Source organism: Chryseobacterium sp. FW101-FHT12H09 (assembly GCF_058790395.1).
The window spans coordinates 269,749-282,856 of the sequence record NZ_JBYTCP010000003.1 but is presented as its reverse complement, the minus strand read 5'-3'; the positions used below and the strand labels follow the sequence as shown (position 1 = coordinate 282,856).

Sequence of the window (13,108 nt, the reverse complement as noted above, 5' to 3'; positions counted from 1 at the left end):
TTAAAAAATCGAGCAATTTTGCTCGATTTATAGTGTTGTAATTGTTTATTATTTTTAAGCCACTGCTCCTGCTGCTTTCAAAATATTCTTTTTAGCAAACTGTAAAAATGTAGGAAGAATTTGTGCTCTTGTCAAAACTATTTTATCTTCATCATCAATCCTGTCCAAGGTCTCAAGGTACTTTTCCATTCCAAAGTTTTCAATCATAGCTTCTTTGTTTTTTTCATCTTTTAGATTTTCAATCATGCTTGCAGGATCTGCTTCTGGATGAAACTGTGTTCCAAAGATCTCTTCTGAGAAACGAATAGCCATAATGGCTCTCTCTAAATTAATATGAGGGCGGAATTTCTCAATAGCCACTATTTTCATTCCTAATTCTTCAAAACGTTCGTGATCAGGCTCAATAAACTGGTAAGCTCTTGAATCTACACCATAAAAAGGATTTAAAAGATTTTTGAATAAAAATTCCTTTTCACCATCTTCTGTTTTATGAATAGGCATTACCCCAAAAGAATAGGATTTTCTAGGGCAGATGTTTCCTAAATTCCAATGAATACTTGCTATTTGAAATGAATGACAGATTAAAAACACATACTTTTTATCTTCCTTATGATTATTATGATCATATACAGAATCTAAAAAATCCGCATATTTTGTTTCCCATTCCAGCCCTTCTCTATGAGGGTTTCCTGGCCCCCCTGAAGAAATAAAAATGTCAAAATCTTCTATATTTGGAATTTCATCTTCGTGTCTTACATTGAACACCTGAATGCTTACATTTTCTTCAGAATTCTTTTTAAAGGTTTCTGAGATTTCTTTAATATTTCTAAACCCTTGATTTACATGGTTGTTATTCATGTCCAACAACGCGATTCTAATATCTTTCATACATCATATTTTTGCAAAGTTACCAAAAATATCATGAAATGGTTTCGCCGTGGGTAATACCATATTCGGTTTCAGAAATCATATAATCTACTACTTTGGTAAGGTCACCTGTTTCCTTAAAAATTTGAAGTTGTCGGTCTGCTCCGGTTCCGTTTTCTAAAATTTTCCAGGCGTATTCAACTTCCTGGCGACAACCTAGATCATCTACCACATCATCAATGAACTCAAGAAGTTCTTTCAATAAATGGGGATAAGGTACAGATTCTTCTTTACCAAAGTCGATCAAATGAGCATCGATTCCACTTTTGGAAGCCCGCCATTTATTTTCATTTAATAATAATCTTCTATAGCTTCTGAAGCTTAGGTTTTGCTGATGAAGTTTATAAATCTTTGCTACTAAACTTTGCATGATTGCTGCCAAGCAAACGGTCTCGTCAATTCTTAATGGCATGTCACATATTCTAAACTCAATAGTAGGATAGAATGGATGTACACGAAGGTCCCACCAGATCTTTTTTGCATTATCAATAGTTCCTGTTTTTACTAAAAGATCTACATAACTGTCAAATTCAGCCAATGAATTGAAGTAACTAGGAATTCCAGTTCTTGGAAATTTTACAAAAATCTCCTGTCTGTAGGACTTAAAGCCTGTATTTCTTCCTATCCAAAAAGGTGAATTGGTGGACAATGCATAAACATGAGGAAGAAAATAACGCATTACATTTTGAATTCTTACCCCTTCTTCGCGATTGGGAATTCCAATATGAACATGCAACCCAAAAATAAGATTTTCACGTGCTACATCACCCATATCATCAACAATCTTTACGTAACGTTCTCCCTGAGTAATGGGATTGTCCGACCAGTGAGAAAAAGGATGTGTTCCTCCTCCTGATACACGAAGTCCCTGCTCATGGGCTATATTGATAAGGTGTCTTCTTAAGTTAGTAAGTTCTGTTCTTGCTTCCTGAATATTCTGACAAATGCCTGTTTCCATTTCAATCATGGATTCATGCATTTCGTGCTTTAAATTCTCACTTAAAACAGCTTTTCCACCTTCAATAATTTTAGAAACATGAGAAATTAGATCTCTGCTGTCAACATCAATAATTTGATATTCTTCTTCGATTCCTATAGTAAACTGATGCATTTCCTTGTGTTTTTTATATTCTCTCCCACTGAATTATTTTATTGAATCTTTTACAAAAGTTCCCCATGAAATGTTGGGTTTTCCAGGGACATATTCTTTAGCCTTTTCAATGGCAAATTTTGCAGCATGCTCTACAATCCAGGCGAAATTTTCTTCCCCAACAGAGTTTCTGTCTGCATCTGGTGCAGGATTACAGAAGTCGATGGCATACGGAATACCATCTTTTACAGCGAATTCTACCGTATTAAAATCATAGCCTAATGCCTCGTTCATTGTAATCGTATAATCATGAATGGTTGTTAATAGTTTTTCCAACTCTTCACCATCCGTCTGATGACTGGTAGCATATCTTAAATGAGGCTCATTTCTAGGTTCATAAGGCATAATATGAACATATTTCTTTCCTAAGCAATAAACTCTGTAATAATCATCGAAAATAATTTCTTCCTGAACCATCATAACAAGCTGTTCTGTTTCACCTAGTTTATTCCATAGATCTTCTGGATTTTCTACTCTGTAAACGTTTCTCCAGCCTCCGCCGTCGTGAGGTTTCATATAGGCAGGAAAACCTACATAATCAAAGATGTATTCCCAGTCGTGAGGGAATTTTAAATTTCTGAATGACGTTTCTGAAGTATTAGCCGGTCTTTCATGGGATGGTAATAAAACAGTTTTAGGAAGTGGAATTCCCAGTTTTGACATCAAAGCATTATTGAAAAACTTTTCATCTGCACTCCACCAGAATGGATTATTGATAACATACGTTCCATTCAATGCTGCATTTTTGAGATAAGCTCTGTAGAAAGGGACATCATGAGAAATTCTGTCTATAATAACAGCATAACCATAATCAACACCCTGTTCCAGCTTATCGATATGTACAGGTTCTGCTATAATTTCTCCACCTCCTAATTCATTGACCTTTTCAATAAATGCCCAAGGAAATGTGTTTTCCATACCGAATAGAATTCCCACCTTTTTTGCCATAATTGTTGTTTTTAGTGTTTTTATTAATAAGGGATTGTTTAAAATTTATTCTAAGAGAAAAATGCGCTGATAAATGTTGGAAAGACCATTCTCCAAAGAGGCCAGTCATGATTGATCCATTTTCTTTCATCATACCAGTAATCAATTCCTTTTGATTTTAAGATTTCTGCCATCTCCACATTTTTATCTTTACAGATGTCCTGATCAGAGGTACTCAATACAATATGCATGTGTTTGTATTTCCAGGCTTCATCGTTTTTTATAAATTCTCTGGGACAATTATAATATACCAGATCATCAGAATATCCATCCATAAAATTTCGAATGCTGAATGCTCCTGAAAGACAGAATAGATGTGATACAACGTCAGGGAATCTAAAGGCAAAGTTTGCAGCATGATAACCTCCAAAGCTTGCTCCCGCAATGGCAACCCTATGTGTTTTATGTAATTTCTGAATATAAGGAACGAACTCCTGAATTAGAAATTGTACATATCTTTCATAATTTTTTATTCTTTGTTGTGGAGATATGGAATCGTCATAAAAACTCCAGCTATCAATTGTCTGAACATTATAAAGCTTTACTTTTCCTTGTTCTACAAACCAATTGATACTTCCATTAAGATGAAAATCGTGATTCTGAGTATATAAACCCTGAGAAGTGGGAAACATAATAATAGGATGTCCGTAATGTCCGGTGACCTCCACTTTAATATTCATTCCCAATATATTTGAATAATAATCAGTATGTTCTATGTGTGGCATTTTAGAATAATTAATTTAAAATTGATGTATAATTAGCTCGTAGGCTTGCCTTTTGGAGGTAAAATGTTTAATAAACCTGTATTTATTTTCTCAGCAGCGGCGTCTAATCTTTCCTGTACAATATCAGCATTATCTGACTTATAAACAATTCCGACATGATAGTCTATGGGAAGGTATTTTACAATTTCTTCACATTCAAAATCACTATAATCAGGTTGTTGGGTTTTGATTAAAGCAATAATCAACCCGGCATAATGTTCTGTAGGTTTTGTAATATCATAACGCTTCGATCTTAGAAGAGCATCTTCAATTTTTGCCCATTCTCTCCAGATATTAATATTACTGGAAGCTTCTACAAGATCAGGAATATGGGCACCCCCAACTCTGGATGAAGTTTCTAAAAAATACCATTTCCCATCATCTTTACTTCGTATGAACTCTGTATGGGTCGCGCCATTAAGTAATCCAAAATTTAAAAGTACTTTGGCATTAACTTCTTCAAGAGATTTGAACTCATCGGAATCTTTTCCAAGTGTCTTAGTCCTGAAAACACCACCTTCATGAGAAACCTGCATTGGCGGAGCCAGATATTTTGATGCAGAAGTGAATACTATTTCTTTATTAAAGGTTAAACTGTCAACATGATAAACATCACCAGGTTTAAAGCTTTCCAATAAAAAGAGATGGCGTTCTTCACCTAGAGAATCTAAAGCCTTCCAAAGCTTATCTTTAGTCGTTATTTTTTTTATTCCTGAAGCTGAAGCCTCCGAACGTGGTTTCAAAACCCACGGAGCAGGTACTTTTTCAATAAATGTGTTAATTTCATCATTATTAAAAACTGGCGTGAATTCAGGAACATTAATGTCTGAATCTTTTGCTTTCTGCCTCATGGCCAGTTTATCTCTAAAATAACGATGTGTGGTTTGCCCCATCCCTGGAATGCGGAAAGTTTCTCTGATCAATGCTGCTTTTTCTACATCATAATCATCAAGTGCTACTACCGCATCAATTTTCCTGGTTTGCATAAGATGTGAGAATCCCTGAACCAAATGCTCCAGATTCCATACAGATGGTTTTAATTCAGGCATATAGTACACCTCATCAATAGCGTGCCAAGGCCAGTTCTTTTCTTTAATGTTTTCGGATGTAATCAAGATTATTTTATTACCGAGCCGCTTCATTTCGTCCATGAAATCATAGCCCTTGTAATAGCACGAAATACATACTATAGTTTTCTCCTCCATACAGTGTTTTTGAAGTTTTAATAAATTATCAAAAATAAAAGCAAAATTTTATTGATTAATTAATATCAATAGTTGATCATTGCTGAGATTTTGAAAATCCTAAATCAATTATACAGAGAAATTTTGTAATAAACTAATTTTTAATGATAATTTTCGATTAAATCGGCCAGCAATTGCACTCCAAAGCCTGTTGACGCTTTTTCTTTAGCATATCCAACGCTTCCGAAAGCCACTCCGGCAATATCTAAATGAGCCCATTTCGAATGACCTTCAATAAATTGTTCCAGGAACTTTGCGGCAACAATACAATCACCAATAGGTTTCATGGAAATGTTTTTTAAATCCGCTACATCAGATTGGATATCATCTTTCCAAATATCCCATAAAGGGAGATTCCATAGCCTCTGGTTCGTTCTATCACCGGTTTTTATTAATGTATTTTTTAATTCTTCATTATTTGAAAATAAAGCACCACAAGTATCACCAAACATTCTTACAGAACTTCCTGTTAATGTTGCCAGATCAATAAGAAGGTCTGTTTTATAGTTTTTTGAAAGATAAGAAAGCGAATCAGCAAGAATCATTCTTCCCTCTGCATCTGTATTTAATACTTCAATTGTTTTTCCATTGTAAGCTGTAATTACGTCACTCGGAAGAAAGGCTTTTTCAGAAATTGAATTGTCGGTGATTGGTAAAATAACAACAAGATTAATAGGAAGCTGCATTTCTGAAGCATAAATTAAAGCTCCTAAAACAGCAGTGGCTCCACCCATATCAGATTTCATATAATGCATGTTCTCATGATTCTTTAAAGAGATCCCTCCAGTATCAAAGACCACACATTTTCCCACTAAGCCAATAGTTTTAGCGTTTTTTACAGTTGTTTTGTATTCTAAAATGGTAAAGGCTGCATCATAAGCACTTCCTTGATTTACGGAAAGATAGGCTCCAAGACCTAATTCTTCGCATTTTTTCCTGTTGAAAACAGTATATTTTAGCTGATGTTTTTTAGCTAAGTTTTTAAGATAAAGACTTAAAATATCTGGATTTTTAAGATTTGCAGGTTTGTTTAACCACTCCTGACAGGCCGTTTGGCCATTAGCTAATGCTATTGCTTTTTGGGTGATTACATCAAGTTTTTTCTGACTTAGATTTTCAAAATGAATCTCGAATGCCGGATTCCAGAACGGATGATTTTTATCGAAAGGATAGTTGTATGTTCCTATTAATAATCCCTTTATAAATTCTTCGAACTGTTTTTGATCAACAAAATTTCCTAACACTAACGTGGAAACAGCTTTTAAACTTTTTTTCTGGGTTTGGGAGAATTTTACGGCAACCTGCTGGACTTCAAAATTCTGAATCGATTCTTTTCCTAAGCCGATAAAATAGATTATACTTTCTTCAGTGGTATTAACAAATACTTCGTTTTTCTTTCCAGTGAAAAAAGTGGAAATATTTTTATTGAAATTTTTGCTTGTTTTTGTCCATTCTTCCTCTGTGAATAATTGAAAGACCTGGCTGTAGCTTTTATTTTTTTTGTTGATTAATTTCATAATTTTTACTGTTTAATGCTTTTTTGTTGTGGGGTTACTTCTACAGGGTTTTCTATGTTATCATAAAATAGCCATTCAATAGCCCTTGGAAATTCCTGAGACCAATAGAATTCACTATGTGTACCTTCAGGGTTGATATTGGTTTTGAATTCAAAATCAAAGAAATTTTTTTTCTCCCATTTTCTTAAATATTCTTCAAAGACATGGATTCGTTTTACCATTTTGGCTCCTTCCTGTCCACCACCATATAAATAAATTTTTGTTTTAAAAGGCACTCTGAAATTCATCATTGGGAAATTATTATTTGGTTCTACCCAAAGCGATGGTGAGAAAATTAAGAGCTTAGAATATACTTCTGGATAAAGAAATCCACTGTAGATACTGATCAAGGCGCCTAAAGAACTACCACCGATTCCTGTATTTTCCCTGTCTTTTTTAGTCCGGTACTGTTCATCAACAAATGGTTTTAAAGTATCTGTGATAAATCGGATGTATTTTTTGCCCTCAGACCCGTGGGCAACATGATCATTATCAAATATATATTCTTTTATTCTTTCTTCACTTCCATGTTCAATTGCGATGATTATCACATCTCCACGGCCATATTCAGCAAGAATAGAGAGTTTTTTGTCGATTTCCCAGTTTCCATACTCACTTCCTTCATTGAAGAGATTTTGGGCATCCTGAAGATATAATACGGGATAGCTTTTATTCGAAATATAATAATCGTAAGGTAGTAGTGCCCACACTTTACGGTGTCTGTCAAGTTGTGGGATATAAAATTCTTCCGAAATGATTTCTACAATAGGGAAGAACTCATCTTTAAAAGGACCCCAGTTGAGTCTCCACTTTTCTACAGTATCTGAAACTTCACCTGATGCTTTTTTGACTTTACGATTTGGAGTAATATTTCCGTATTTATCAAGTTCCACATTCTCCCAGCCTCCTTTTGTAAACTTATATTCTATATCAGAAGGCAGTATCTCATCAGCAATATCAATATAATAGTTGTTGGGATCCGTAAGTTCAAGTTTGTATCGACTGTCTTTTGGATTCCAATTATTAAAATTCCCTGTTACATATACAGTTCTTTCATCACTCTCATCAGTGTAAAGTTTAAACTTCATCATGTGTCTTTAAAAAATAATACGGCTAAATTTATAAAAAAACTTTAGATATATCTAGTCTGAAATTTTAGATAAAAACAAATATATAAATCAGTAAATTTTATATATTTGATAGACACGCGGATGAAATAACTTATATAACAATTATTTGAATTATAGTTAATTGTTTCTAGCTGTATTTTTCGTAGTTTCAAAGAATGTAAATTAAACACTAATGAACTCTGTTAAAACATATACACTTTTTACGGATCATGATGTTTATCTTTTTAAAGAAGGTAAACACTATAAGCTCTATGATAAATTTGGAGCGCATTCCGTAGAAAAGGACGGAGTACAGGGAGTTTATTTTTCGGTTTGGGCACCGAATTCAAAAAAAGTTTCTGTGATTGGAAATTTTAACAAGTGGAACCATAAGGAACATATTTTATATCCTCGCTGGGATGGATCGGGCATTTGGGAAGGATTTATCGAAGGGCTCACCTGGGGAACTTTATATAAGTACGCTATAGAGACAACCTATGGGGAGATTCTGGAGAAAAGTGATCCTTATGCATTAAGCTGGGAGCAAAATTTGCAGGCTGCATCATTAATATCTACGACATGGTATGAATGGCAGGATAAGGATTGGATGAACAGCCGGTGGAAAGTGAACAGTTTAGACGCTCCAATCTCAGTATATGAGATGCATCTAGGTTCTTGGGTAAGAGAAGAAGATAATCCGGAAAAGTTTTTAAATTATCGGGACATAGCTAAAAAGCTAGTACCTTATCTCAAAGAAATGGGTTTTACTCATGTTGAATTTATGCCCATAATGGAATTTCCTTACGATCCGAGTTGGGGTTATCAGATTACGGGTTTTTATGCGGCAACATCCCGGTTTGGCTCTCCTCAGGATTTAATGTATCTGATTGATGAGCTTCATCAGAATGAGATAGGTGTTATTTTAGACTGGGTACCCTCTCATTTTCCCGGAGATGCTAACGGTTTGCATCGTTTTGACGGTTCTTTTTTATATGAACATGAAGATCCAAGGAAAGGGTTTCATCCTGACTGGAAATCTTATATTTTTAATTATGGAAGGAATGAAGTTAAGTCATTTTTAATTTCAAATGCCATGTTTTGGCTGGAAAGATATCATGCTGATGGATTGCGGGTGGATGCAGTGACTTCGATGCTTCATTTGGATTATTCCCGAAATGAAGGGGAATGGGAACCCAATAAATATGGTGGAAATGTAAATCTTGAAGCAAAATTATTTCTTCAGGAATTTAATACTGCTGTGTATAAAGAATTCGGAGATACTATTATAACCATTGCTGAAGAAAGCTCAGACTTTCCTTTACTTACAAAACCTGTACATGATGGGGGAGTTGGTTTTGGAATGAAATGGATGATGGGCTGGATGCATGATACATTGGATTATTTCAAACTAGATCCTATAAACAGAAAAAGCAATCATCATAAACTGACCTTTGCTTCTATGTATATGTATAATGAAAATTATATGATGCCTTTATCTCACGATGAAGTTGTACACGGAAAGGCGAGTCTTATTTATAAAATGCCGGGTGATGAATGGCAGAAGTTTGCTAATCTTCGTACATTGTTTGTGTATATGTATACACATCCGGGAGCAAAATTGCTTTTTATGGGTGATGAATTTGGACAAACCAGTGAATGGAATTTTAAACAGAGTTTGGATTGGCATTTACTACAATACCCTGTACACAAAGGATTGCAAACCCTGATAAAGGATCTTAATCATGTTTACAGATATGAATCTGCCTTTTATGAAAATCAATTTAATTCTAAAGGGTTTGAATGGGTAGAAGCAAATGATCAGGATAACTCTGTCTATATATATTTAAGAAAAGGAAAAAGGAGAGATGATATTTTCATGGTCGTTCTCAATCTTACACCACGTATTTTAGATTATAAGATTGGAGTAAATGAAGGAACGCACTGGGAAGTTATTTTTAATTCTGATGATGCAAGGTATCATGGTGGAGGGATTAATCCTGAAGTTCTGAAAGAAGAATATGAAGAATGGATGAGCAGGCCAAAATCAATAACTTTAAAATTACCCCCATTAGCAGGGTTAATTTTAAAACAGAGAAAAGATAAAAAGTATAAATTACATAGAATTAAATTACATAAAAAGTAAAATGATAGTTTATCATCTTAGCACGGAATGTTATCCGATAGCAAAAGTAGGAGGTCTGGCAGATGTTGTCGGGGCTTTACCAAAATATCAGAATAAAATAAAAGGGGTTGATGCCAAAGTTGTCATGCCTTGGTATAACAAATCTTTTGTGTATGATCATGAGTTTGACATAGTTTTTGATGGTTTCATTCATCAAGGCCCGAATATGCTTCAGGTTCAGGTAATGAAGGAGAAAACTGATGTTTTAGGTTTTGAACTTTATATGGTTAAAATTCCAGGACTTTTAGATCGTGATAATCCATATGGATATCAGGATGAGAGTTTTCAGTTTCTGGCTTTTCAACATGGTGTTTTACATTGGCTGAGTGCAATGGAAATTCGTCCTGACGTTTTACATTGTCATGATTATCATACGGGACTAGTTCCTTTTATGATTGAATACTGTGCTGAATTTAAGTTTTTAAAAGGAGTGAAAACCATTGGAACGATTCATAATGGAGAATATCAGGGAATGATGAGTTGGAGTATGGCACATTATATGCCATCTTTTGATAGTTATAAATGGGGGCTTTTAGACTGGAACGGGCTGATTAATCCTCTTGCGAGTATGATTAAATGTTCAAGCGCTTTTACTACTGTTTCAGAAGGTTATCTGGAAGAACTGTTTATAAGTTTCCGGGGACTTGAAAGTTTGGTTCGTGAAGAATTCCGAAAAGCTTATGGGATTATCAATGGTATTGATACAGAGGTTTGGGATCCTGAAACAGATCCCATGTTGGATTATAATTTTAGTGTTAAAAATGCTGTTGAGCAGAAAAAGAAAAGTAAGGCAAAACTTTGTAAAGAATATGGACTGAAACCAGAGCTTCCGTTGTTTGCCTTTATAGGAAGGTTTGCAACTGAAAAGGGAGCTGATCTGTTGCCAGATGTTGTTTCGAGAAGTATAAGACAGAGCTATGGCGCTTTAAATATTATGATCCTAGGCTCTGGTAATAAGTATATCGAAGGAAAACTGCAAGAATATGAGCACTTGTACAGTAATTTTGCTCTTGATCTTGGTTATAAAGAATACCTTTCTCATAAGATATATGCCTCGGCGGACTTTTTACTAATGCCATCAAGGGTGGAACCTTGTGGGTTGAATCAAATGTATTCTATGAGATATGGAACGGTTCCGATTGTAAGATATACAGGAGGACTAAAAGATACAGTACAAGATATTTCTACGGGTGGTGCCGGATTGAATTTTGTTTATCCGGGAGTGGATGATGTAATCCATGCGATGAACAGGGGAGTAAATATATATAATCAGAAAGGTGCCATGAAGAATCTTATTACTGCGAATATGCAATTCGATTTTGCATGGGAGAAGTCAGCGGAGAAATATGTAGCATTATATAATAAATAAAATGTTTAGAGCAAGCTTTTTTCTTTTAATACTATGTATGATTTTATCTTGTAAAAAGGAAGAAACAAATAATAAATATTTTACTATTTTAGGCTATGGCCTTCCCAATATGTTAAATATCGAGGGAAGAAATGGAATAGCTGAAAAATGGAAAATTAAATATGTTGATGTAGCAGGTTGTGAGGTTGACCAAAAGCTGATGGATAGTGTTAATACTGAAAATAAAAAAACATTTGCCGAACTGGAAAATAGATATGGTAAAGACTGGAAGGTAAGGTATGATAAAAATGTTGAGGATTTTATGATCAATAAAGTAGATGTGATGGGTATCTTAATTACCAATAAATTATTTAGAAGTAAGCTTAGAGATTATAATATAGAAATTGATAATGTAGATAAAGAGGTAAAAGAATTGAATGATCAGGGTTTGTATGAAGTTGTTGTTGTTAATAATAATCTAAAATATGAGAATAAAGAGTGTTTTAGAGTGAAAGTAGATATTAAGAAAAGAACAGTAAACCTAATAAATTAAAACGCAAGATATTTTATGAATCGCAATGTTATTTCCATTGTTTTGGGAGGAGGTAGAGGGACGAGACTTTTTCCATTAACCTATTCAAGGTCAAAACCAGCTGTCCCAATTGCCGGAAAATACAGATTAGTGGATATTCCCATTTCCAATTGCTTGAATTCGGGATTGAATAAGATTTTGGTTTTAACACAGTTTAATTCCGCTTCTTTAAATTCTCATATTAAGAATTCTTTCCATTTTGATATCTTCAGCAAAGGCTTTGTAGATATTCTGGCTGCAGAACAGAATGTTGAAAATGAAAGTTGGTATCAGGGAACAGCAGATGCTGTGCGTCAGTCTATGAAGCATCTTGAAAAATATGATTATGATTATATTTTAATTCTTTCAGGGGATCAGCTTTATCAGATGGATTTCAGGCAAATGTTGGATTATCATATCGAAAAAGGAGGTGATGTTACTATTGCTACAATTCCAGTAAATGCTAAAGATGCAACAGGTTTTGGTATTTTAAAATCAGATGAAGAAGGGAATATTACTTCTTTTACTGAAAAACCGGGATTTGATATTTTAGGGGATTGGAAATCTGAAGTTTCAGAAAAGAATAAACATGAAGGAAAGGAGTATCTGGCATCAATGGGAATCTATATATTTACAAAGAGTATTCTTAAAAAGATGTTTGAAGATGGAGCAGGAGATGATTTTGGAAAAGATATCATTCCAAATTCAATCGGAAAATATACAACTCTGAGCTATCAATATGAAGGCTATTGGACAGATATAGGAACAATTGAGTCATTTTATGAAGCGAACTTGGATCTATGTCAGGATTTCCCACAATTTAATTTATTTTCTTCATCACCTATTTACACGAGGGCGAGAATGCTTCCACCATCTAAAATTAATGGTTCTTATGTAAGTAAGGCTGTTTTCGGGGATGGATGTATTATCATGGCTGATAAAATTGAAAACTCAGTAATTGGAAACAGAACAAGGATAGATAAAGGAAGCACGATTGTAAATTCTTATGTAATGGGTTCTGATTTCTATCAAAATACCACAGAAATTGTAATCAATGACCGGGAAGGCCGTCCTAATATGGGAATTGGAAAATACTGCTATATAGAGAAAGCAATTTTAGATAAAAACTGCTATATCGGAGATAATGTAAGGATAATAGGTGGGAAACATCTTCACGATGGGGATTATGAAACCCATTCCGTACAAGATGGAATTGTAGTAGTGAAGAAGGGGGCTGTTTTGCTTCCTGGGACACATATTGGATAATTTT

General features: G+C 34.4%; 11 protein-coding genes. 4 read left to right on the top strand and 7 right to left on the bottom strand.

The features are described 5' to 3' along the window. Positions 1-54 precede the first annotated feature (54 nt). The 7 genes from AC3WRL_RS12015 to AC3WRL_RS11985 form a co-directional block, all read right to left on the bottom strand. Positions 55-888: a type 1 glutamine amidotransferase gene (locus AC3WRL_RS12015; protein ID WP_261512437.1), complete on the bottom strand. Its 834-nt coding sequence runs from the start codon at positions 886-888 to the stop codon at positions 55-57. Between the two features lie 31 nt (positions 889-919). Beyond that, positions 920-2,038: a carboxylate-amine ligase gene (locus AC3WRL_RS12010; RefSeq protein ID WP_214824227.1), complete on the bottom strand. Its 1,119-nt coding sequence runs from the start codon at positions 2,036-2,038 to the stop codon at positions 920-922. 33 nt (positions 2,039-2,071) lie between these two features. After that, a complete protein-coding gene (locus tag AC3WRL_RS12005; RefSeq protein WP_261512436.1) occupies positions 2,072-3,025 on the bottom strand; it encodes an ATP-grasp domain-containing protein in 954 nt (317 codons plus the stop codon). A gap of 50 nt (positions 3,026-3,075) precedes the next feature. Beyond that, positions 3,076-3,789: an alpha/beta hydrolase-fold protein gene (locus tag AC3WRL_RS12000; RefSeq protein WP_214824234.1), complete on the bottom strand. Its 714-nt coding sequence runs from the start codon at positions 3,787-3,789 to the stop codon at positions 3,076-3,078. Positions 3,790-3,821: 32 nt separating this feature from the next. Beyond that, positions 3,822-5,033: an ATP-grasp domain-containing protein gene (locus AC3WRL_RS11995; RefSeq protein WP_492330360.1), complete on the bottom strand. Its 1,212-nt coding sequence runs from the start codon at positions 5,031-5,033 to the stop codon at positions 3,822-3,824. Between the two features lie 140 nt (positions 5,034-5,173). Then, on the bottom strand, positions 5,174-6,589 hold the full coding sequence (locus AC3WRL_RS11990; protein WP_214824239.1) for a leucyl aminopeptidase family protein: 1,416 nt from the start codon (positions 6,587-6,589) through the stop codon (positions 5,174-5,176). A 5-nt stretch (positions 6,590-6,594) separates the two neighbouring features. Continuing rightward, positions 6,595-7,716: an alpha/beta hydrolase-fold protein gene (locus tag AC3WRL_RS11985; protein ID WP_492330359.1), complete on the bottom strand. Its 1,122-nt coding sequence runs from the start codon at positions 7,714-7,716 to the stop codon at positions 6,595-6,597. Positions 7,717-7,930: 214 nt separating this feature from the next. Here AC3WRL_RS11985 and glgB point away from each other — a divergent pair, with 214 nt between their 5' ends. The 4 genes from glgB to AC3WRL_RS11965 are packed head-to-tail and all read left to right on the top strand — an operon-like array spanning position 7,931 to position 13,104. Further along, on the top strand, positions 7,931-9,880 hold the full coding sequence (gene glgB, locus AC3WRL_RS11980) for a 1,4-alpha-glucan branching protein GlgB (RefSeq protein ID WP_492330358.1): 1,950 nt from the start codon (positions 7,931-7,933) through the stop codon (positions 9,878-9,880). 1 nt (position 9,881) lies between these two features. Beyond that, positions 9,882-11,288 (top strand): glycogen synthase, encoded by a 1,407-nt coding sequence (locus AC3WRL_RS11975; RefSeq protein WP_261512430.1) that lies wholly within the window; start codon positions 9,882-9,884, stop codon positions 11,286-11,288. A gap of 37 nt (positions 11,289-11,325) precedes the next feature. Next, positions 11,326-11,820 carry an FEKKY domain-containing protein gene (locus tag AC3WRL_RS11970; RefSeq protein ID WP_492330357.1) on the top strand — a complete coding sequence of 165 codons (495 nt, stop codon included), beginning with the start codon at positions 11,326-11,328 and terminating at the stop codon, positions 11,818-11,820. Between the two features lie 15 nt (positions 11,821-11,835). Further along, positions 11,836-13,104 carry a glucose-1-phosphate adenylyltransferase gene (locus AC3WRL_RS11965; protein ID WP_214824250.1) on the top strand — a complete coding sequence of 423 codons (1,269 nt, stop codon included), beginning with the start codon at positions 11,836-11,838 and terminating at the stop codon, positions 13,102-13,104. The last annotated feature ends 4 nt before the right edge of the window (positions 13,105-13,108 follow it).